Origin of the sequence: Bacillus sp. Cr_A10, from assembly GCF_029222665.1 — a bacterium.
Classification (GTDB): domain Bacteria; phylum Bacillota; class Bacilli; order Bacillales_A; family Planococcaceae; genus Psychrobacillus.
In genome coordinates this window covers 192,071-212,896 of sequence record NZ_JARHXR010000002.1, presented here as the reverse complement: position 1 = coordinate 212,896, position 20,826 = coordinate 192,071, and the positions used below count along the sequence as shown (strand labels likewise).

Below are 20,826 nucleotides of genomic sequence, written 5' to 3'. Positions count from 1 at the left end.
TTTTATAAGGTGCAGTTTTTTTATATGATTAAGAAGGGAAATGATTTCGAGTGTCGAAATAAATGAGAAGAGTAAGAAATTGAAAGTGGGGATATAGAGATGGCAAAAAGAAAGTTAGAAGCAAAGGATTTATTTAAACTTCATTCTATAACAAGTCCAGTACTATCACCTAGTGGGAAAGAAGCGGTATTTATACGGACACAAATGGATGAAAAGGACAATAAATATTATGCTCATTTATATCATTTAAATTTAAACACAGAAGAAATTACTCAGTGGACACATAAGAAAGAACGAGTATCCTCCCCTAAGTGGTCTAGGGACGGAAAGTATATTGCTTTCTTATCTAATCGGGAAGAAAAGAGTCAAATTTATATTCTACCTTCTTCTGGAGGAGAAGCGAAGCAACTTACAACTATGGAAAAAGGAATTTCTAGCTATCTATGGTCACCATGTGGAAAGAAAATATGGTTCACAGCTCCTTTAAAAGAAGGGAAATCATGGACAGATGAACCAGAAAAGGATGAAAAAAAGCTACCAGAGGCGTATGTAGTAGATAAAATGAAATACCATGCAGATGGTGCTGGACTATTGCCAGTAGATGTTTACAAACAAATTGGCTCAATCGACATAGAGACTGCTGAAATTACTCCATTCACGGAAGGCAACTATCAATATAATTTGCAGGCGCTTTCTCATGATGGGAAGAAGCTTGTTATAGGTGTGAATCGGGAGGAAAATCAAGATTTTTCATTTACCCAACCAATGTATCTTGTCGATATTGATACGAAGGAAGAAACAGAAATAATAAATGAGGATGGTTATTTTGGAGGTGCCTCATTTTCAAAGGATGACCAGTATATTGCATTTGTTGGTATGCCTCGTACTTACCAAAATGCAACCCATGCAGAAGTATATGTATATGAAGTAAATTCTGGCATACGACAAATAATAACTGAAGGCTTTGATGCACCAGTTGGCGACTATGCGGCTGCAGACTTCCAACAAGGGGCAAGTGCACCAGATGTAGTATGGACAGATGACAATCACTTGTACTTCCAAGTGTCCACAATGGGAGATATACGTCTTTATTTTGCATCTTTAGAAGGTGAATTGTATCCTGCTACAGGAGAAGATGAGCATGTGTATGGGTATGATGTAGATACAACAGGGACGTTTGCGCTAGTTACAGTTAGCAACCCAATATTTCCCGGGGAATTATTTAGACAGAATTTGGCGACTGGTGAAAGAAAAGTACTTACACAATTTAACAAGGATTATCTAAATGACGTGGAACTTGTCGAACCAGAGGCTATTGTCTTTAAGGGAGCAAAAGATTGGGATGTGCACGGATGGTTGATGAAGCCAGTAGGATATGAAGAAGGCAATAAGTATCCACTTATTGTAGAAATACATGGTGGACCTCATGCGATGTATGGCAACACGTTCTTTCACGAGCTGCAGTTGTTAGCAGCAGAAGGATATGGAGTGTTATATGTAAATCCTCGCGGAAGTCATAGTTATAGTCAAAACTTCGTAGACGCAGTTCGTGGTGACTATGGTGGTGGAGACTATGAGGATATCATGTCGGGACTTGATTATGTATTAAAGGAAAATGACTGGATAGATGATTCACGACTTGGCGTTACCGGAGGAAGCTATGGTGGATTTATGACGAATTGGATAGTAGGACATACGAATCGCTTTAAAGCTGCGGTTACTCAACGTTCCATTTCGAATTGGGTAAGCTTTTTTGGGGTATCAGATATCGGTTATTACTTTACTCCATGGCAAATAGGTGCAGATATGACAGATATCGATAAGCTATGGGATGCATCTCCATTGAAATATGCCGCTAATGTGGAAACTCCATTACTTATATTGCACAGTGAAAATGACTACCGTTGCCCAATTGAACAAGGACAGCAATTGTATATAACACTAAAGGCAATGGGAAAAGAAACGAGCTTTGTCCGCTTCCCAAAAGCGGATCATAATCTATCCAGAGTTGGCTTGCCTAATTTAAGATTGACTCGATTGGAACAAATTACAGGATGGTTCAAGAAATATATATAAGAATAGAGAAAAGCCCTTCATTTACTGTGTAGAAAAATGAAGGGCTTTTTGATAATCGGATAATAACTACTCAGAATCGGATAATAACTACTCAGAATCGGATAATCCATATTTATACCCTGACTGAAATTTGACCATTCTAGATAAGAACAATCAAATAAATTATCATTCAAGTTATCTCTTATCAAATCCATTTTTAAAATACATAAACACCAATCCTATAATCCATATAGGTCCAACAATTAATGCAATTCGTGTTTCTGGGAAGTATGCCATCAGTCCGAGCACTAACACTAAAAATGCAAGCGCTATATAAGAACCAAAAGGAAAGAATATTGCTTTATACGTTAATCTAGAAACCTCTCCTTTAGAAAGGGTTTTACGGAATTTTAATTGGGATAACAAAATAATTCCCCATGTCCAAACAGCTCCGAATGTTGAAATACTTGTGACCCAAATAAACACTTTCTCAGGCACAAGGTAGTTCAGTATGACACCTACTAATAGTAAGGTTGCGGAGAATATGATTGCCTTAGAAGGAACACCATTCCTACTAATCTTTTTAAATGAAGCTGACGCTTGCCTTTGTTCTGCTAAGTTAAACAACATGCGTCCTGTACTAAAGATTCCGCTATTACAACTAGAAAGTGCGGCAGTTAATACAACGAAATTTATAATGCCTGCTGCCGGTCCTATGCCGATTTGTTCAAACATTAACACAAATGGACTTCCATTACTGCCTATTTCATCCCATGGATAAATGGACATAATGACAAATAAAGCACCAACATAGAACAATAAAATACGCCAAAAAACCGTATCAATCGCTCGAGGAATGACTGTTTTCGGATTTTTTGCTTCTCCAGCAGTAACCCCAATCATTTCCACACCTAAGTATGCAAACATGACCATTTGTAAAGACATAAAGATACCAGTGATCCCATTCGGTGCAAATCCACCATGCGACCATAAGTTACTAATACCAACAGCAACTCCACCATTACCAATTCCAAAAATAATCACACCTAGTCCCACAAAAATCATAGCAAGGATTGCCACAATTTTTATAAGGGCGAACCAAAACTCGAATTCACCATAAGCTTTTACGGTGATTAAATTTACCATCGTCATGATAACGAGTGCTGCTAATGCCCAAATCCAGCTTGGTGTGTCCGGATACCACATTTGCATATAAACACCAACAGCAGTAATCTCTGCCATACATGTTACAACCCATAAAAACCAATAATTCCATCCGGTAATATAACCTGCAAGCGGTCCTAAATAATCCTTTGCATACCTACTAAAAGAGCCTGCAACCGGATTATGCACAGCCATCTCACCGAGGGCACGCATAATTATTAAGATAGCGATTCCACCAACTATGTATGAAATAAGAATTGCTGGTCCTGCCAATTTGATAGCAGTAGCCGAACCTAAAAATAATCCTACTCCAATTGCTGCACCTAACGACATTAAGGTGATATGACGTTGTTCTAATCCACGTTGTAATTTCTGATTGTCACCCAATGGTATGTCACTCCTTTGAATAGATTACTTATGTTATATAACACTAACCATAATAAAGCATTGAGAGAGAACAGTCTATATTATTTGAAATGTGGTAAAATTATGTATATGTATTGGATGAGGTGATGAAATTGAAACAGGTGACTATTCGACCTATAGTTGAGAATGAATTATCTAAATTATGGGAACTAAGTGCGAAAGAAGAGGCGCCAGAATGGAAAAAGTGGGATGCTCCTTACTTTCCATATGAACCAAAAACATTTGAACAGTTTTTAGAGAAAAAACATCATTATATAAATCAGGAAGACTTTTGGGGAATCTATGTAGATGATTTACTAGTAGGATCTTTATGCTACTATTGGGAGCATGAAGAATCTCTTTGGCTTGAAATGGGAATTGTTATCTATGACCCTATCTACTGGAATGGTGGTATTGGTACAGAAGCTTTGCGATTGTGGACCACCCATTTATTTCGTGAATTACCCCTCGTGCGCGTGGGCTATACGACTTGGTCGGGCAACGAGCGGATGATTAAAGTTGGAGAGAAGCTAGGAATGACAATGGAAGCACGTCTTCGTAAATGCCGTTTTTATAATGGAGTTTACTATGATTCTATTAGAATGGGAATATTAAGAGATGAATGGGAAAAAGAGTATGACAGCTTTGCTTGAAATTAAAAATATAACTAAAAATTATTGGGACATGAAAGAGACAAAGTGCCGCCTTCATTTATTTGAGAATATGACCGTAGTTCTTCAAAAGGCGGAGCGTATTGCTTTACTAGGTAAATCAGGAGAAGGGAAAAGTACACTACTACGGACACTTGCTTTATTTGAAACACTTGATAAAGGTGAAATTTATTTTAAAGGTGATTCAGCAAAAGAACTGGATACACGGCAATGGCGTATGAATATAGCATATGTTGCTCAGCAATCAATCATGCTCCCAGGAACAATCGAGGATAATTTGAAAACTGTTAGCAAGTTGCATAATATTCCATTTGATGAAGGACTAGCAAAAAAATACATGAAGGATATAGGACTTGAGCATTTAATGTGGAACAAAAAAGCAAAGGATTTATCTGGTGGAGAGAAACAAAGGGTAGCCTTGGTGCGAACATTATTATTAAATCCACCAATCCTTCTATTGGATGAAATCACTGCCTCACTTGATCAGCAAAGTAAAGAATACGTAGAGCTGCTTTTGGAACACATACATAAAGAAAAAGGAACATCATTTATTTGGATAACGCATGATCTTGAACAAGCTAAGAAAATCAGTGACCGAGTTTGGTATATGGAGAATGGTAGATTGGCAATTGACTCTCGTACAGAAGACTTTTTTGAAAGTCATCATACTCAAGTAATTCCTGATCAGGTGATGTTATGAGTTTTGTTGCACTCAGCTTCACGTTATTATTCGTTGTTATTACCATGCTCTTATCCGTTTGGCAAAAGCTCGATCTTGAAAAAGATATTGCAGTTGGTACTATTCGCGCGGCTATTCAGCTTCTAGCAGTAGGGTATGTACTGCAATTTGTGTTTCAATCAGAAAATATCCTCATTATTGTATTAATTATTTGCATCATGATTATAGTTGCAGCTAGTAATGCCGCCAAACGTGCTAAAGGTATGACAGGGGTCTTTTGGAGAATTATTATTTCCATAGCAACGATGGAAGTTTTAATGATGGGACTATTACTTGGATTGCAAATAATTGAAGCAACCCCTCAGTACATTATTCCTCTTAGTGGAATGACAATTGGAAATGCTATGGTTGCGTGTGGATTATTTTTAACGCAATTAAAACGAGAAACAGAAAGCTCCAAAGGTGAAATTGAAACTCTTCTCTCCTTAGGTGCCACAAGTCGACAGGCTGTACAGGAAGTACTAAAACGTTCCGTGAAATTTAGTATGATTCCTACAATTGATGCGATGAAAACTGTAGGGCTTGTGCAGCTACCTGGAATGATGACAGGAATGATTATAGCAGGTGCGGACCCAGTGGAGGCTGTACGATATCAGATATTGATAGTCTTTGTTTTTACAAGCTCCTCTGCAATTACGAGTATGATGTTAAGTATGCTTTGTTATAAACATTTATTTACAAAGGATTTGCAATTGAAGGATTGGAGAGAATAATGTGAAGCCGATAGTCATTGAACAAGCTCCTACTCGAGTAACAGTTAAATATGATCCGACGCCTTTTCATCTACCGAAAAGCATCCAAGAGCGACATCAGTTATTTTGGGAACAGCTAAAAAAGAATAACAAACAGTTTCGGAATGGAGAAGTATTCACCATTACTGATATAAATAAAACTAGTGATGAACTTCAAATAAAAGTTGTAAAAACAGACTACAAACATTTTTTATATACACTTCATCACGCAGATTGTACATACCCTTGTAGAGTCATTTTTACATGTATGGCGGTTATTACGAATGATCATCACATTGCTTTTGGTCGAATGAATCAACATACATCGACTCCGGGAAGATTACAATTTACAGGTGGAGGACTGGACGAGACTGACTTAGATGGCTTTGTATTTAATTTGGAGAGAAGTATAGCAAAAGAGTTAGAAGAAGAAATGGGATTACGTGTTGATTCTCCATTTTCCAAATCATTCAAACCTAAGTTTATTAAGAATAAGGGGACATATGATTTTTGGGCTATTATGTTCGAGTTGAAAGTGGATTATTCTATGAAGGAGCTTCAAGCCTTATTTCAACATCATAATGAAAGTCTTCTAGAAAAAGGCGAGCAACCAGAGTTTGATGAGTTTTTATTTATCAATTTAAATAAAGAGAGCGTGCAGTCCTTTATTCAGAACGATCCATCTTTAAAGGAAGATTATTTAGGGCCTATTTTGTTAAAGTACATTGAAGATTAGATTATCAGGAGAACCCGCAAAAACCCCAGAGAGATTAATTTCTCACTGGGGTTTTTTGTGGGATTTTTAGCAGCCATTGGACCGCTTCCAACAAATTTTGTGCAATATGATCTGGTTCTATATCTTTCCAGATCTCTCGATGTTGATGTAAGGAGCTTTTTCCCCAACCAGTTAGGACTAATATTTTCAACGCACCAACAGCATGAGCAGCTAGCATATCTGTTGATCCAACATCCCCGATTACGACACAATTTTTTAGCTCTAAATTATGTTTCCTAGCGGCTTCTATTAACATACCAGGTTTAGGTTTATGACACATACAAGCATCGTCTTCACTATGTGGACAAATAAATGCATCATGGAAGCCGAATGAAAGGAACTCCTCTTGAAACTCTGTGATTGATGCTTCTTTTCTGCTAATTCTATGTTGATTTGTGAATGCAAACATTCGAATGCCACGCTCTTTCAGTAGTTTAAATGCATCGTTACTGAATTCATAAGGCTTAAAATGCTTTGGATGAATAAAATGACCAGTGCCACCAATTGTTCCATCTCGATCAATGAATATTGCTTCTATGTTTTTTATTTGATCCATTGTTCGATAATGGTTACTTTTTTATTAGTTGCATCTAATTTTATATTTCTTCCAATGGGCATCGTGAGCATGGGATGAGTATGGCAACAATCAAATTCAGTAAGAATAGGGATGGACGGTTGTCCAATTGTTTCTAGTAAGATATCAGATGGTGTTCTTCCCGTTCCTTGATTATCAAACAGCTCGTGTTTTCCTAAAATGATTCCACCTACACGATCAAATACACCGTTCAGTTTTAACAGGTTAAAATTCTTTTCCACAACGGAAGCTGTTTTCATCGTGTCCTCTATTAAGAGAATATCTCCTTCTTTAATCTCAGGCATATAGGGGCTTCCCCAAAAACCATACATAGCATTTAAATTACCACCAATTAATCTTCCTTGTGCAGAACCTCCATTTAAGCAAACCCACTCATTGCTTCTGTTTTCTTTTTCTTCTGTTTTCTCCTCCCAATTAAGTGGCTCATCTGTCCAATAAGGAGGAGTTGGAATAGTAAACGGAGTTTGCTGTTGTTCGATTAACATTTCATTGAAATAATCGAATGTATAGTGCACAAAAGGCTCAAATTCTCCAAAAGAAGGGACCAAAGCTGGACCGTAAAAAGTTGGAACTCCAGTTTGTGCATAAATTCCTAACAAAATAGCAGTTGCATCGGAGTAGCCAATCATTATTTTAGGATTCTTCTTAAATGCTTCATAGTCGATATAAGGCAAAATTGCATTCGAATTAGTTCCACCAATTGTTGACATAATACATTTGACGTTCGGGTCGCGAATGAGTTCATTCAATTCATTTGCCCGTTCCAGTATACTTCCAGAACGATAATAATCACGCTTGCCAGTTAGATTCCCTTCAACAATCTGTAACCCTTTGGATTCTAAAAAAGACTTTGCTCTTTTATATCTCTTAGGGGATGAATAAGTGATAGGAGAAGATGGTGAATAGATCCCAATCTTGTCTCCTTGCTTTAGTCGGTTTAATAGTGTCATAAAATATATTCTCCTCGATTAATTTATGTAATAGTTAAGAAAAATGTAAAGAGGTAAGTATTTACAATTATAGCTTAATTAAGATAAAGTGAAAATATAATATTCTGAAAGATTATATTTATGATGAAGAGTATTATAGAAAAAAGTTGGGGGCAAGAAAATGTTGATAAAAGAACAGACAGAGTTGTTATGTAAAGATGGATATTATATTAGTACCAATAAAACTTTGTTGGATGTGGAAGTCATCTATAATTTTCTTAGTAAAGAATCTTATTGGCTTGAAGGTACGTCAAAAGCATTGGTTATAGCATCTATCGAAAATTCAACTATCTGTTATGGTATTTATGATGGAGATCCTACTAAGGGGACACCAAAGCAAATTGGTTTCGCTCGTGTCTTAACTGACCTTGTTAGATACTCTTGGCTAGCAGATGTATTTATTCTTCCTGAATTTAGAGGAAAGGGTCTAAGTAAATGGTTGATGACCGTGATCACGGAGAATACAAAATTAAAAGGAACGAATTTTCACTTAGGCACTAGAGATGCTCATTCCCTGTATGCACAATTTGGTTTTAAGCCTTTAGAGCGAACTGAAAACAGTATGGCAAGACCACTTGATTGGGATGCTATAAATTCAATATATAAGGTAGATATATAAAAAAGAAAGAAGTAACTGCACCGCATGCTGTTTATTAAGAGCGGAGGGGTTACTTCTTTTTATGTGCTAATTCATATTTTATGCGCATTTTCCAAGTGCTGAAGTTTGAAACTAAATAATAAATACTTAAGTAAATCAAACTAAAACTAGTTACTTCTACTAAAAAACGAAGTAAGGTGAGCATACTGAAATTGTCCATTAATTTATACTGAAAAAAATTCATTTTAAAAATTGTATTATCTGCAATTATCTTAGTAAGAATGTAAGAAAAAAATGCTTTCCAAAATGTCATCTATCCACCTCCGTAGTAGGTATTTATTATCTCACATTTCCAAATATTATGCGATAATAATAGTTAAGCATAGATGCAAGACATTTTAACGGCTTCTTATATAATGAAGGTAGATTTTCTAATGGAAAGGAATCCGAATAAGATGCAGCTTGTTATAACTTTTAGTATTTTAACGATTAGTATCGTTTTATTTATTAGTAATCGAGTACGTGCAGATTTAGTAGCACTGCTGGCATTATTAGCATTTGTCATAACCGGCGTTTTGGAACCAACAGAAGCCCTTGCCGGTTTTTCTAATTCGGTTGTTATTATGATTGCTGGATTGTTTGTAGTTGGGGCAGGGCTGCTAAGTACAGGTCTTGCGAATACAGCTGGAAACTTGCTACTAAGATTGTCGGGAAAAAGTGAAAAAAAGTTATTCGTATTATTACTAATCATTACAGGTAGCGTTGGGGCGTTCATGAGTAATACAGGAACGGTTGCTTTAATGCTTCCGATTGTTATTAGTATAGCAATTAGTATTAATAGCAGCCCTTCCAAGTATTTAATTCCACTTTCTTATATTAGTAGTCTGTCTGGTCTGTTAACTCTTATTGCGACACCTGCTAATTTGCTTATTAGTCAAGTACTTGTTGACAATGGCTATGAGAAGCTAGGATTCTTTGAAATTACTCCTGTAGGCATTATTGCTATTATAGTTGGGATTCTATATTTCGTCGTTGCACGAAATATTGTACTTCCAAATGGTAAAAATAAAAAAGCGATAAAAGATGAGCATAAGCTTTCACCAAAGCAATTGGCGATTGATTATGAACTCGGTGGTAATTTGCATCGCCTTAAAGTACCAGATGATTCACCAATGATAGGGAAGCAACTTGCACAATTAAAGATTCCGGCTAAGTATCATCTAGTTATTTTGAAAATTGATCGTAAATCGACGGAAGGTATTCATATTTTACCTATTACATATCAAGAAATGGCTGGACCGACGAGCATAATACAGGCAAAGGATATTTTATATATTCAAGGCTCTTTTGATAGCATAGAGAAACTCGCCGAAGATTATTTGTTAATAATTGATGCAGAGGAATCTGAAGCAGATGTACTTGTAACAAAACAATTAGGAATTGCTGAGGTGCTCTTAACTCCTCATTCTAGTTTAATAAATGAGACTGTAGGCAGCATTGGCTTCCGTGAAAAATATAATTTAAATATTTTAGGTATTAATCGAAAAGGAGAGTATGTACTAAGTAATATGGCGGGCGTTCGCCTTCGTTTCGGAGATGCTCTTTTAGTACAAGGAGCATGGGAAGAAATTGAATTACTCTCAAGAGCGATGCAGGATGTTGTAGTTGTTGGACAACCGAAAGAACATGCTAGTACGGCTGCTGCAAGTGGTAAAGCTCCAATTGCAGGGGCAATTATGTTGTTCATGATCGTATTAATGATTTTAGAAGTTTTTCCAGCTGTTATTTCTGTATTGATTGGTGCTGTACTTATGATTATTACAGGTTGTCTTCGAAATATGGATGATGCTTATGGAAAAATGAACTGGGAAAGTATTGTTTTGATTGCAGCAATGCTTCCAATGGCAACAGCTCTTGAAAAAACAGGTGGAATGGTTATACTTTCAAAAGGAATTATCGATCTTCTAGGTGGATTTGGAGCAATGGGAGTTTTGGCAGGCATTTATTTTATTACGATGTTATTTGGTCAATTTATTAGTAACACCGCAACGGCCGTTTTATTTGCGCCGATTGCAATGAGTGCAGCTATTACGATGGATGCAAATCCATATACGTTCTTAATCGCAATTGCAGTTTCTTCCAGCATGGCTTTTGCGACACCTGTTGCATCTCCGACAAATGCTTTAGTAATGACAGCGGGGGGATATAAGTTTATGAACTTTGTGAAAGCTGGTATTCCTCTACAAATTGTTATGTTTATTGTAATGATGATTGTCATTCCAATTTTCTTCCCGTTGTGATAAATAATGAAGGGTCTTTCGTTTTAGGGGAGGCTCTTTTTTATTTGACATTTTTACTCAATATGATATAACTATAAATGTTAGGCCTAAAGCAAAGTAATCAACTAGGAATAATATATTTTATAAAGGGGCTAGATGATGGGAAGAGAATTTGTCGATATCTTTGATGGATGGGCACACTCTTATGACGCTTCGGTTTCTGGTGAAGATCCAGAATATCGTGATGTATTTGAAGGATATGAAACTATTTTAAGAGAAGTTGCAAATCGTGTTTCTGGGACAGTGGTCGAATTTGGAACCGGTACTGGTAATTTAACAGCAAAGCTAATAGAGGAAGGAATTTCGGTTATTGGTATCGAACCTAATACGAAGATGCGAGAATTAACTGCAAAACGATTTCCCTCTATTAAGGTCATAGATGGAGATTTACTTCAATTTAATAGTGAAAGTGAACGTATAGATGCAATTGTCAGCACGTATGTATTTCATCATTTAACGGATGAGGAAAAGGGAGTAGCTTTAAAGAAATATGCAGAGCTTCTTTCAAAAGAGGGAAAGATTGTTTTTGCTGATACTGTTTTTATTACTGAAGAAGCTAAACAAGACCAAATTGAAAAGGAAAGAAACCGTGGTTTTAATAATGTGGCAGACGATTTAGAACGAGAATATTATACTACGATTCCAATACTAACAAAATTGTTTGAAGAAGCTGGATTTCAAGTTAGTTTCACAAAAATGAATGATTATGTTTGGTTGATGGATGCGACTAAAAGATAAGGAGCTAGTTCATATGAAAAAAATGAATGTAGAAAGTTTTAATTTAGATCACACAAAAGTAGCAGCACCATTTGTACGTTTAGCAGGTACTAAAACGGGAGTTCATGGTGATGAAATTTTAAAATACGATATTCGTTTTAAACAACCAAATAAAGAACATATGAAGATGCCAGGATTGCATTCCTTAGAGCATTTAATGGCAGAAAATATCCGAAATCATACAGAACAAGTAGTAGATATTAGTCCAATGGGATGTCAAACTGGGTTTTATTTATCTGTTATTAATCATGATAACTATGATGAAATTTTAGAAATTATTGAAAAGACGTTGAAGGATGTATTGGAAGCGACTGAAGTCCCAGCATGTAATGAAGTTCAATGTGGTTGGGCAGCAAGCCATAGTTTAGAAGGGGCAAAAGAAATTGCTTCTGAGATGCTTGCTAAAAAAGATGAATGGCGACAAATTTATAAAGAGGAAGCGTAATGAAAGTATTTAGTAGTGTTCATGAATTGATAGGCAATACACCGGTTGTAGAAATAAAACATATTCCTATTCCAAATAATTGCCGGATTTTTGCAAAGCTTGAATATTTAAATCCAGGAGGAAGTGTAAAGGATCGTCTCGGTGTTTCGTTGATTGAAGATGCGGAGCAATCAGGAAAACTTTTGCCAGGGGGAACTATTATTGAGCCAACTGCAGGAAATACGGGAATTGGAATTGCACTTGCTGCAGTAGGAAAAGGGTACAAAGTTATCTTTGTTGTCCCTGAAAAATTTAGTGTTGAAAAACAAACACTGATGCGTGCGCTTGGTGCAGAGATTATAAATACAGATACTGCGCTTGGAATGAAAGGTGCTATTGATAAAGCAAGCGAATTAGTAAATAAGATTCCGAATGCTTTTTCACCATCTCAATTTTCAAACCCAGCTAATCCTGCTACGTATACAAAAACACTTGGTCCTGAAATATGGCGTGATTTAGATGGTCAAATTGATGTATTTGTCGCTGGTGCAGGTTCAGGTGGAACGTTTATGGGAACATCAAATTTTTTAAAGTCGCAAAAAGCTGACATTAAAACAGTAATTGTGGAGCCGGAGGGTTCCATATTAAACGGTGGAGAAGCAGGAACCCATTTGACCGAAGGAATCGGAATGGAATTTTTACCGAACTTTATGGACCGTTCGTTTTTTGATGCAATACACACGGTTAGTGACCAAAATGCATTTAACCAATTGCAGGCGTTGTCCAAAGAAGAGGGACTTTTAGTAGGGAGCTCTTCAGGAGCAGCTTTTTATGCTGCACTTAAGGAAGCAGAAGTTACGAAACAAGGAAGTCATATTGTCACGATTTTTCCTGATTCTAGTGAACGCTATTTAAGTCAGAGAGTATACGAATTGTTCAAGGAGGAGAAATAATAGATGCGCGCAAAAACGAAGCTTATTCATGCTGGAATTGTTGGGGACGAAGCAACTGGAGCAGTGTCCACACCAATTTACCAAGTGAGTACCTACAAACAAGAGGCAGTTGGAAAATTTAAAGGGTATGAATATTCACGTACAGGTAACCCTACTCGACATGCTCTAGAGGTCTTAATCAGTGATTTAGAGAGTGGCGTTGCAGGATTCGCTTTTGCTTCTGGTATGGCTGCTACAAGCTCTGTTATGATGCTTTTCAGTAAAGGTGATCACGTTATTTTAACAGATGATGTATACGGTGGTACATACCGTGTCATTTCTAAAGTATTGAACCGTTTCGGAATCGAGGCAACTTTTGTAGATACAAGTGATATATCCAAAGTGGAAGCAGCAATTTTAGAAAATACAAAAGCTATTTTCCTAGAAACACCAACTAATCCTTTATTGAAAATTACAGATATTGAAGCAATTGCTAAGCTTGCAAAGGACAAAGGATTGCTCACTATTGTGGATAACACATTTATGACACCTTATTTCCAACAACCAATTGAGCTTGGTGCAGACATTGTTGTGCATAGTGCAACGAAATATATTTGTGGACATAGTGATGTTGTAGCTGGGCTAGTTGTAGTAAATTCTGAGCAGCTTGCTACTGATTTGCACTTTGTACAAAATTCAGTAGGGGCAGTACTAGGGCCACAAGACTCCTGGTTATTAATGCGTGGTATTAAAACGCTTGGTCTTCGGATGGAAGAACATCACTTGAATGCTCAGCGAATTGCAGAGTTTTTAAATAATCACGATGGTGTTAAAAAGGTATATTATCCTGGTTTAGTGAACCATACTGGGCACGAACTGATGAAGAAGCAAACAACTGGCTTCGGAGGGATGATTTCTTTTGATGTGGGTAGTGGAGAAAAAGCAGATGAGTTATTAGCGAAGCTTCGTTACTTTACATTAGCAGAAAGCTTAGGAGCAGTAGAAAGCCTGATTTCTGTTCCAGCAAGAATGACCCATGCATCGATTCCATCTGAACGACGTCAAGAATTAGGCATTACGGACGGCCTCGTTAGAATTTCTGTAGGGATTGAAGATGTAGAAGACTTGTTAGAAGATTTAACACAAGCATTAGCGTAATGATTATATTGTATTGGTACACCACTTAATAGTGGTGTACTTTTTTTATGTCCTGGTAATGAGATAGTTGGAAAAACAACAACTTAGTTGGAAAATTTAAAGGGTTAGTTGGAAAAAACAACAATTTAGTTGGAATATAGAGAGTTCAAGTTGGAAAAACATATATTTTAGCATCGTATTGTAACTAATTTATTTCTGAAAACGACTTATAGATAAACGGTGGCAAGGAGAATCAGATGAAAAAAATATGCATATTGCTTATCTGCAGTCTTATTATGGTATCTTGTAATTCTATTTCACAGCCTTTTTCGCATACTATTATTGACTGGGTTGATTTTGTAAAGATTAATGGCAAGGAATATGAAGCACTTTATAGTGTAATTATTGCCGATCCAAAAAATATAGGGGAAAAAATAGGAGAAGTAAAATTTAAAGTTTCCGATAATATTTCGAACCCTAGTTATCGTACGAAAGATGGAGATGCTGCATTTTGGAATAAGGGAACTGAAATATTTAGTGTGATAGACAGAGAGGACCTTATCGCTATTCAGGATAAAAATAGTATAAATGGTTACAGGATTTATTATTCACGTTCAGAGGATAGTAATTTTAATTATCATTACAAAGATATAAATTTAGAATCCATCAATAAAATTGAATTATACGAAGGTAATAATCCAATACTCATTAATAGTTTAGAAGATGAGACAGAAATAAATGATTTATTATCTATTCTAAATGAAGGTACAGTAAGTGCCTCATTTTCACCAAACACAACTCACGGAGATCCAGCAACCTATCAAATAGTTCTTTACGGTGAGGAAGAAATTGGATATTACTATTCATTATTTTTTGACGGCAATGTTTGGTTTTGGCATCCTTGGGATACATCTATAGTTTCCAATGAGATAGAGCTTTATTTTAAATGAGTACCGATTTAGGTGCTCTCTTTTTATTGAAATAGAAAAGGAAAAAATACTATTTTAGAGAATAAATTATAGTTAGAGGAGTGGAAATCATGAGCAAGCATTTATTATCAGTATCAATTGTTTTATTGAGTATAGCCATTTGTTTCTTAGCATATCAAATTGGAAATACCCACACTCCTAACGAGGTGAGTGAACCAGTACATAATATTGAAATTTCTGAGAGGGGATTACTTACATCAGAAGAAGTAGCAGTATATTTAAGTATGGATGTAGAGCAGTTTAAGAAATTAATAAAGCAGCAAAACTTGAAAAGAGCGCAACTTTCGAGCTACGATACGTATACTTTTATTCCTTATATTCAAATGAATGGAGAACAGTATTTCACTAAACAACAAGTAGATGAATGGATAAATTACAACATAATGAATGGAGAAAATATTCATTTTTGAGAGAAATATTGGCTTTTCGTTGCTATCGGACTTTCATGAGTTTAACTCAGGAAATAGAAATAACGAAAAAAAGGGAAATAAGGTATCTATGATGACCTATTCCCTTTTACTATCAAAAACTTTTATGGATATTCAGCAATTAAACATGTTTTACCAAAAAAATGCTGAAGCAAGTACGACTCCGGTAATAGCACCTAGAGCGATACCAAATCCAAACCCAAATCCTTCTCCAAAAAATCCTAATCCATAGCCACCCAAATTGTCATCAGGTCGTATCCAGACCGTATTTCTACTTACTCTCGTTACTTCTCCCACATGAACACTACCATCTCGGCAAGTAATTCGCACCCTTTTTCCATAATATCTACAACAAAGATTGAAAACATCAGAATTGTTCATTTTTCTCCTCCTCTCATAACAAAATTTACATACAAGTATGTTCTATAATTTATGCCATTGATAATGTTACATAATAGACAAGTGTCTATAGAAGGAAGAGAGATCGCTTAGTAATTTCATGTTCTATAAAACAATAAGAGAACTCAAAACATATGATATAAGACAAATAAATAAAAAGGATGAGATAATATACATGCCGGTTATTCAAACACAGAATTGGCTTAATAAATTTGTGGATGTATGTGAGGAGCGGTCTGGAAAAGGTTCATCATACATCCAACAAGAGATAATTTGTAATCCTATCATGAAATTACTTCCTACAATAAGTCCAGAAGTATGGCAATATGAACTCTTAAGACATGGATTGTTTGAGCCTAATGAGTGGATGAACATTGAAAACACAGTAAAAGAATTGGAAGCACAGAACGTATGGGAAATTGTAAAGCAAGAATATCAATTTCTAAAAAAATTATGGAATGGTCCAAAGGTTTCCATCTATATTTTTCCTATAAAAAGAGCAAGTCTAAAATCAGGAGAACAAATACCTAAAAAAAATGGTGTAGCATATAAAGGATTATTGTTTTTATTTATGTCTACTGAGCTTTCAAAAGAAGAAATAAAAGCATTATTTGCGCATGAGTATAACCATGCTTGTAGACTAAACTTTTTAGATTTGACTCCTGATAAAATTCCTTTGAAGGATTCTCTGATCATTGAGGGATTAGGGGAGTATGCAGTTAAAGATCTATATGGTGAGCAGTGGCTAGCTCCTTGGACTAATCTGTATTCACCTGAAGAGGTTATGGATTTATGGAAAAGCCAGTTTGTACCTTCGTTAAATGTTAGAGGGCTAAAAAATCATCAGCTTTTCTTATACGGTAAAGCAAGAAGCCGATTTCCTAAATGGATTGGATATTATTTAGGTTATCAAATTGTCGATACATTTCAAAAGATGCAAGGTCCTTTTCAAAAAAACGAGTTATATACAAAGTCATCCAAAGAAATAATAGCTGGTTCAAAATTTCCGATTTAACAGGGTGTTATAGGAAGTTATGTTTCTAATCTAATTAAACAAGAAATTACGAAAGCTGACATATAAATGCACGAAAGCCGAGAATATGAGGGTTTTGAAGTAAAAACTGGTTATGTTCATCCCATAAATCAAAGAAATCTGTATTTATGTTAGCTGATTGATTAATGTCATCTATTTCACTTTGAATCAGACCCGAGGGGGTATTGATAATATTAATTTGAGTGAATCCAGCTTGCTGCAAATGAGCGATCCACTCAGCTTCATTTAAAATTGTATAGATGCCATATAGGCTGCATATTCTTTCTTGCAATTCTTCTGATAAACACTGCTCAGCTGTCATTTCAATCAAAATCAACTTCCCCTCACTTTTTAAAACTCTTGAAATTTCATTTAACGTCTTTGTTATGTCAGTAAAAACGATAACAGATTCGGCTATAATTAAATCAAAGGAGTCATCCACAAAATCCAAGTTTTGTGCGTCTCCTTTCCTTACTTTTAATTTGTTTTCGTTTGAAATGAATCGCTCCCTAGCTTTTTCTATCATAATGGGGTGATTATCTATCGCAGTCACGTTACAATCAAATTTTTTTGCTATATAAGCTGCAGTTTGTCCCGTTCCACAACCTATATCAAGAACAGATCCAGTTGGAAGAATATTCTCATCTTCCAATATAGATTGGGTTAAAGCAAAACCTCCTGGATGCGCACCACCAATTCCAAAATAAGCTAATAAATCTAAATAAGCATTAGACATAAGACATCCTCCTATTTATTAATATATCTAGTGTATGCTTTCAATCTATTAAGTACCTGTATAGCTGGTACTGATGTGCTTTTAATGAACTTAACAACTTTGCTTCTATCTTCTCTACTTTTTATTGGATTTTAAAAGGGAAAAATACTAGTTTTGTAGAATATTTGTTGAAAGGGTTTGGATACAAGGGAGAAAATGCTAAATAAAAAATATTTTTTTGGAAGGGAAGTTATATGAGACAATTAAATGAGAAAATTGATTTTCGAGCATATGTAGAAGATGATTTTGAAAGTATTCATCTATTAAATATACAGGAAGAATGGAATAATCTTGTTGCTAAAAAGGAAGATACAAAAAATGCATGGAGTCATTCAAATGTAGCATTTGTTGCATCTGCCAATGGTCGTATAATTGGCTATATAAGAGGAATAACAGATGGTTATATTTCACTTTTAGTTTGTGAATTAGTAATTGATCAAAATTACCGTGGATTAGGAATTGGAACAGATTTATTAAAATATGTACATAATCTTTTTCCAAAAACACGAATGGAGTTACTTGCTTCTAGTTCCTCCCGCACATTTTATGAGGGTCAAGATTTTAGGAATTTCTACGGGTATCGAAAAACGTTCGAAGAATGGTGATATTTTTATATGAGAGAAAAGAGAAAAAAGAGTGAGGTTGGTTTATTTAAAAGCATTATGATTGAGATTAGAGATTCCATATTATTTGAAGTAATTTGGAACATAATCGCCTTCTTACCTAGAGTGATGTTTAGATTATGGAAGAATTTTTATTAGTAGTATTCGATTTCTTAAATATATAATTTAAAGGAGAAAACATATGAAAAAATTAATAGAAAAAAATGAGTATGCACCATATTATTCACCTTATGTGGATTTAGTTTCAGAAGGGAATATTATTGAAATTTTAGAGAAACAAATAGAAGAAACTAGTACCTTTTTAAAAAATATTTCTGATCAACAAGCTCTATTCCGATATGCTCCTGAGAAATGGAGTATAAAAGAAGTGATTGGACATATGGCAGATACAGAGCGAATAATGGCATATAGACTTCTTTCCTTTGCACGAGGTGAAACCAACTCTCTACCTGGTTTTAGTGAAATGGAATATGTTCAACATGCATTTTTTGATAAGCAGTCAATCGATGATCTTATCGAAAATTTGATAGTAGTCCGCCAATCAACTATCCAACTTGTTAAGAGTCTATCTAATGCAGAGTTACAACGTCGTGGGATAGCAAATAATCATGAAATAACAGTTCGGGCTCTTATTGTCATTATCGCAGGGCACGAACTTCATCATGGAAACATATTAAATGAACGATACATTAGTTCCGATTCCTATCCAAGAAAATAGTAACTATTGGGTTGGTAGTAAATGAAAGGTTGTTTTTGTATAAATGGATATATTAATTGAGTTATTAAAAGAGAAAGATGCTGAAGATTTATTAAAATTTGAACTTGAAAACAGAGCTTTTTTCGAAGAGATGGTACCTTCTCGTGGCGATGATTATTATAATCCTCAGATATTTAAAGAAAGACATAAAGATTTATTAGAAGAACAGGAACAAGGGGTTTCTTATTTTTATTTAATAAAGAATCTGGAGGGTTCTATTCTTGGTAGGATAAATTTAGTGGATATCGATAAATCACTCAAAGAGGCTTATCTCGGTTATCGAGTGGGACGAGTAAACACTGGAAAAGGTATTGCCAACAAAGCATTGAAATTATTAATAGATAGTTTGAAGGAAAAAAACATCAAAACAATTATAGCTAAGACTACTACTAATAACATAGCATCCCAAAGAGTTTTAGAGAAAAATGGATTTCTGGAATTTGTGAATGAAGAGCATGAAAAACAAGATGACAAATTAAAATTTCTCTATTATTCTTGGACAATTAATAAAGAGCGTTCATACTAAAGGAACGATTTTTTTTACTAATCTATTTTCAACTGAATTTAAAAATAAAAAGTGTCTTTTTCTACAAATAGTGTAGAAAGAGACACTTTTTATTTTGGTAATTTAAGTTTCTTGAACTATTTAATTATATGCAAACAGAAGTCTAAATCTGCTTGTAAGTGTGTTTCCATCAGTTTTTTAGCTTTTTCTCCATCTCTTGATTTGATAGCTTCATAAATTTCCTCGTGTTCATCGATAAGATGTGGTCTTTTATAAAGAACTACCGTTTTTCGAAACAGATAAATAATTGATTTCATTCGGTCGATTGTTTCTATCATAAGTGAGTTACCACTTGCTCTTACAATTATCTCGTGAAAAAGCTCATTTGCCTCCATAATCTCTTCTGTTTTTCCTTCTCTTCCAATTTTAATGCAGCTTGAAAGAGCTTGTAGATCATCTTCTGGTAAATACATTGCTGCTGATTTTGCAGAGAATCCTTCGAGCAGTATTCTTACTTGAAATAAGTTGCGTAAGTCTTTCTCCGTCGGTTGTACGACTTTTTTATTCACGATAAGGCCTTCATTGCTTAGTTGACGAAGAGACTCTCGAATTGGTGTACGGCTAATTCCTAATTCTGCTGCAAGTTTTTCTTCTACAACTTTTGTTCCACCTGGTAAATCACCATTTAAGATTCGGTCCCGAATAACTTCGTATGCTTGTTGATAGGCAGAGCGAGAATTTGTATTGTGTTGGTTCATATTTTTCACTCCTAATTGTTTCAACCTAATACTATAAACTTATCAAAAAGTGATTAATAAAGAAAGGTTAGTTATTAGTATCACCTAATTTGTATACAAGTATGATTAAAATGTATACAAAAATTAAATTATGGTATACAATAACTTTTGTGCAGTTCTTTTGCAAACGGTTTCATTTTACAACAATTGATAGCATTGATAGAGCAATAAAGGGAATATTAATCGAAT

At 35.2% G+C, this 20,826-nt stretch carries 23 protein-coding genes; 17 read left to right on the top strand and 6 right to left on the bottom strand.

The genetic code is table 11. The annotated features are described in order from the left end of the window. Positions 1-99 precede the first annotated feature (99 nt). Positions 100-2,076 carry a S9 family peptidase gene (locus P2Q73_RS01800; RefSeq protein WP_275783292.1) on the top strand — a complete coding sequence of 659 codons (1,977 nt, stop codon included), beginning with the start codon at positions 100-102 and terminating at the stop codon, positions 2,074-2,076. 174 nt (positions 2,077-2,250) lie between these two features. On the opposite strand, the gene P2Q73_RS01795 is transcribed toward P2Q73_RS01800, so the two are convergent. Further along, positions 2,251-3,606, bottom strand: coding sequence for an amino acid permease (locus tag P2Q73_RS01795; RefSeq protein WP_082461072.1), 1,356 nt, complete (start codon positions 3,604-3,606; stop codon positions 2,251-2,253). Positions 3,607-3,731: 125 nt separating this feature from the next. Between P2Q73_RS01795 and P2Q73_RS01790 the strand changes: the two genes are divergently transcribed. From P2Q73_RS01790 to P2Q73_RS01775, 4 genes are read left to right on the top strand one after another with little or no spacing between them, the layout of a single operon-like run. Further along, the gene (locus P2Q73_RS01790) at positions 3,732-4,277 is read left to right on the top strand and encodes a GNAT family N-acetyltransferase (RefSeq protein WP_481747130.1); all 546 of its coding nucleotides are present in this window, start codon (positions 3,732-3,734) and stop codon (positions 4,275-4,277) included. Then, positions 4,261-4,995, top strand: a complete 735-nt coding sequence (locus P2Q73_RS01785) for an ABC transporter ATP-binding protein (protein ID WP_275783284.1) — start codon at positions 4,261-4,263, stop codon at positions 4,993-4,995. The genes P2Q73_RS01790 and P2Q73_RS01785 overlap by 17 nt, the downstream gene beginning before the upstream one ends. Next, on the top strand, positions 4,992-5,747 hold the full coding sequence (locus P2Q73_RS01780) for an ABC transporter permease (RefSeq protein ID WP_053588366.1): 756 nt from the start codon (positions 4,992-4,994) through the stop codon (positions 5,745-5,747). Before P2Q73_RS01785 ends, P2Q73_RS01780 begins: the two co-directional genes overlap by 4 nt. Position 5,748: 1 nt before the next feature. After that, on the top strand, positions 5,749-6,501 hold the full coding sequence (locus P2Q73_RS01775; RefSeq protein ID WP_275783280.1) for an NUDIX hydrolase: 753 nt from the start codon (positions 5,749-5,751) through the stop codon (positions 6,499-6,501). Between the two features lie 34 nt (positions 6,502-6,535). On the opposite strand, the gene P2Q73_RS01770 is transcribed toward P2Q73_RS01775, so the two are convergent. Together P2Q73_RS01770 and P2Q73_RS01765 are read right to left on the bottom strand one after the other, a co-directional pair. Continuing rightward, positions 6,536-7,096: an HAD-IIIA family hydrolase gene (locus tag P2Q73_RS01770; protein ID WP_275783277.1), complete on the bottom strand. Its 561-nt coding sequence runs from the start codon at positions 7,094-7,096 to the stop codon at positions 6,536-6,538. After that, a complete protein-coding gene (locus P2Q73_RS01765) occupies positions 7,084-8,085 on the bottom strand; it encodes a S66 family peptidase (RefSeq protein ID WP_275783274.1) in 1,002 nt (333 codons plus the stop codon). The genes P2Q73_RS01770 and P2Q73_RS01765 overlap by 13 nt, the downstream gene beginning before the upstream one ends. A 163-nt stretch (positions 8,086-8,248) precedes the next feature. On the opposite strand from P2Q73_RS01765, the gene P2Q73_RS01760 reads away from it, so the two are divergent. The 8 genes from P2Q73_RS01760 to P2Q73_RS01725 all read left to right on the top strand — a co-directional run bounded on the left by P2Q73_RS01760 (position 8,249) and on the right by P2Q73_RS01725 (position 15,730). Continuing rightward, the gene (locus P2Q73_RS01760; protein ID WP_275783271.1) at positions 8,249-8,743 is read left to right on the top strand and encodes a GNAT family N-acetyltransferase; all 495 of its coding nucleotides are present in this window, start codon (positions 8,249-8,251) and stop codon (positions 8,741-8,743) included. Between the two features lie 434 nt (positions 8,744-9,177). Continuing rightward, positions 9,178-11,022 carry an SLC13 family permease gene (locus P2Q73_RS01755; protein ID WP_275783459.1) on the top strand — a complete coding sequence of 615 codons (1,845 nt, stop codon included), beginning with the start codon at positions 9,178-9,180 and terminating at the stop codon, positions 11,020-11,022. Positions 11,023-11,160: 138 nt separating this feature from the next. Then, the gene (locus tag P2Q73_RS01750; protein ID WP_056832501.1) at positions 11,161-11,799 is read left to right on the top strand and encodes a class I SAM-dependent DNA methyltransferase; all 639 of its coding nucleotides are present in this window, start codon (positions 11,161-11,163) and stop codon (positions 11,797-11,799) included. Between the two features lie 13 nt (positions 11,800-11,812). After that, the gene (locus tag P2Q73_RS01745) at positions 11,813-12,283 is read left to right on the top strand and encodes an S-ribosylhomocysteine lyase (protein ID WP_275783268.1); all 471 of its coding nucleotides are present in this window, start codon (positions 11,813-11,815) and stop codon (positions 12,281-12,283) included. Beyond that, the gene (gene cysK / locus P2Q73_RS01740) at positions 12,283-13,215 is read left to right on the top strand and encodes a cysteine synthase A (protein ID WP_275783265.1); all 933 of its coding nucleotides are present in this window, start codon (positions 12,283-12,285) and stop codon (positions 13,213-13,215) included. The genes P2Q73_RS01745 and cysK overlap by 1 nt, the downstream gene beginning before the upstream one ends. 3 nt (positions 13,216-13,218) lie before the next feature. Next, entirely contained in the window at positions 13,219-14,352 is a 1,134-nt protein-coding gene (locus P2Q73_RS01735; RefSeq protein ID WP_275783263.1) for a bifunctional cystathionine gamma-lyase/homocysteine desulfhydrase, read from the top strand. Positions 14,353-14,588: 236 nt separating this feature from the next. Further along, a complete protein-coding gene (locus P2Q73_RS01730; protein ID WP_275783260.1) occupies positions 14,589-15,281 on the top strand; it encodes a hypothetical protein in 693 nt (230 codons plus the stop codon). An 89-nt stretch (positions 15,282-15,370) separates the two neighbouring features. Then, positions 15,371-15,730 (top strand): hypothetical protein, encoded by a 360-nt coding sequence (locus tag P2Q73_RS01725; protein ID WP_275783257.1) that lies wholly within the window; start codon positions 15,371-15,373, stop codon positions 15,728-15,730. A 150-nt stretch (positions 15,731-15,880) separates the two neighbouring features. Here P2Q73_RS01725 and P2Q73_RS01720 read toward each other — a convergent pair whose 3' ends face one another. Then, on the bottom strand, positions 15,881-16,129 hold the full coding sequence (locus tag P2Q73_RS01720; protein ID WP_053588377.1) for a hypothetical protein: 249 nt from the start codon (positions 16,127-16,129) through the stop codon (positions 15,881-15,883). 193 nt (positions 16,130-16,322) lie between these two features. On the opposite strand from P2Q73_RS01720, the gene P2Q73_RS01715 reads away from it, so the two are divergent. Beyond that, on the top strand, positions 16,323-17,162 hold the full coding sequence (locus tag P2Q73_RS01715) for a DUF2268 domain-containing putative Zn-dependent protease (RefSeq protein ID WP_275783254.1): 840 nt from the start codon (positions 16,323-16,325) through the stop codon (positions 17,160-17,162). 46 nt (positions 17,163-17,208) lie between these two features. Here the strand turns inward: P2Q73_RS01715 and P2Q73_RS01710 are convergent, their stop codons facing one another. After that, positions 17,209-17,916, bottom strand: coding sequence for a class I SAM-dependent methyltransferase (locus P2Q73_RS01710; protein WP_275783251.1), 708 nt, complete (start codon positions 17,914-17,916; stop codon positions 17,209-17,211). Positions 17,917-18,149: 233 nt separating this feature from the next. Between P2Q73_RS01710 and P2Q73_RS01705 the strand changes: the two genes are divergently transcribed. From P2Q73_RS01705 to P2Q73_RS01695, 3 genes are all read left to right on the top strand, one after another. Continuing rightward, positions 18,150-18,560 (top strand): GNAT family N-acetyltransferase, encoded by a 411-nt coding sequence (locus tag P2Q73_RS01705; protein ID WP_275783248.1) that lies wholly within the window; start codon positions 18,150-18,152, stop codon positions 18,558-18,560. A gap of 199 nt (positions 18,561-18,759) precedes the next feature. Continuing rightward, positions 18,760-19,296 carry a DinB family protein gene (locus tag P2Q73_RS01700; protein WP_275783245.1) on the top strand — a complete coding sequence of 179 codons (537 nt, stop codon included), beginning with the start codon at positions 18,760-18,762 and terminating at the stop codon, positions 19,294-19,296. A gap of 43 nt (positions 19,297-19,339) precedes the next feature. Then, positions 19,340-19,861 (top strand): GNAT family N-acetyltransferase, encoded by a 522-nt coding sequence (locus P2Q73_RS01695; protein WP_275783242.1) that lies wholly within the window; start codon positions 19,340-19,342, stop codon positions 19,859-19,861. A gap of 116 nt (positions 19,862-19,977) precedes the next feature. Here the strand turns inward: P2Q73_RS01695 and P2Q73_RS01690 are convergent, their stop codons facing one another. After that, complete coding sequence (locus tag P2Q73_RS01690) at positions 19,978-20,598, bottom strand: GntR family transcriptional regulator (protein WP_275783240.1); 621 nt, start codon at positions 20,596-20,598, stop codon at positions 19,978-19,980. Between the last annotated feature and the right edge of the window lie 228 nt (positions 20,599-20,826).

Excerpts from the sequence above, each read along its gene's own strand:
- P2Q73_RS01690 (WP_275783240.1), bottom strand. The coding sequence starts at position 20,598 with ATGAACCAACACAATACAAATTCTCGCTCTGCCTATCAACAAGCATAC.
- P2Q73_RS01770 (WP_275783277.1), bottom strand. The coding sequence starts at position 7,096 with ATGGATCAAATAAAAAACATAGAAGCAATATTCATTGATCGAGATGGA.
- P2Q73_RS01700 (WP_275783245.1), top strand. The coding sequence starts at position 18,760 with ATGAAAAAATTAATAGAAAAAAATGAGTATGCACCATATTATTCACCT.
- P2Q73_RS01785 (WP_275783284.1), top strand. The coding sequence starts at position 4,261 with ATGACAGCTTTGCTTGAAATTAAAAATATAACTAAAAATTATTGGGAC.
- P2Q73_RS01735 (WP_275783263.1), top strand. The coding sequence starts at position 13,219 with ATGCGCGCAAAAACGAAGCTTATTCATGCTGGAATTGTTGGGGACGAA.
- P2Q73_RS01800 (WP_275783292.1), top strand. The coding sequence starts at position 100 with ATGGCAAAAAGAAAGTTAGAAGCAAAGGATTTATTTAAACTTCATTCT.
- P2Q73_RS01765 (WP_275783274.1), bottom strand. The coding sequence starts at position 8,085 with ATGACACTATTAAACCGACTAAAGCAAGGAGACAAGATTGGGATCTAT.
- P2Q73_RS01715 (WP_275783254.1), top strand. The coding sequence starts at position 16,323 with ATGCCGGTTATTCAAACACAGAATTGGCTTAATAAATTTGTGGATGTA.
- P2Q73_RS01720 (WP_053588377.1), bottom strand. The coding sequence starts at position 16,129 with ATGAACAATTCTGATGTTTTCAATCTTTGTTGTAGATATTATGGAAAA.
- P2Q73_RS01755 (WP_275783459.1), top strand. The coding sequence starts at position 9,178 with ATGCAGCTTGTTATAACTTTTAGTATTTTAACGATTAGTATCGTTTTA.
- P2Q73_RS01725 (WP_275783257.1), top strand. The coding sequence starts at position 15,371 with ATGAGCAAGCATTTATTATCAGTATCAATTGTTTTATTGAGTATAGCC.
- P2Q73_RS01745 (WP_275783268.1), top strand. The coding sequence starts at position 11,813 with ATGAAAAAAATGAATGTAGAAAGTTTTAATTTAGATCACACAAAAGTA.
- P2Q73_RS01790 (WP_481747130.1), top strand. The coding sequence starts at position 3,732 with ATGAAATTGAAACAGGTGACTATTCGACCTATAGTTGAGAATGAATTA.
- P2Q73_RS01730 (WP_275783260.1), top strand. The coding sequence starts at position 14,589 with ATGAAAAAAATATGCATATTGCTTATCTGCAGTCTTATTATGGTATCT.
- cysK (WP_275783265.1), top strand. The coding sequence starts at position 12,283 with ATGAAAGTATTTAGTAGTGTTCATGAATTGATAGGCAATACACCGGTT.
- P2Q73_RS01780 (WP_053588366.1), top strand. The coding sequence starts at position 4,992 with ATGAGTTTTGTTGCACTCAGCTTCACGTTATTATTCGTTGTTATTACC.
- P2Q73_RS01710 (WP_275783251.1), bottom strand. The coding sequence starts at position 17,916 with ATGTCTAATGCTTATTTAGATTTATTAGCTTATTTTGGAATTGGTGGT.
- P2Q73_RS01750 (WP_056832501.1), top strand. The coding sequence starts at position 11,161 with ATGGGAAGAGAATTTGTCGATATCTTTGATGGATGGGCACACTCTTAT.
- P2Q73_RS01705 (WP_275783248.1), top strand. The coding sequence starts at position 18,150 with ATGAGACAATTAAATGAGAAAATTGATTTTCGAGCATATGTAGAAGAT.
- P2Q73_RS01695 (WP_275783242.1), top strand. The coding sequence starts at position 19,340 with ATGGATATATTAATTGAGTTATTAAAAGAGAAAGATGCTGAAGATTTA.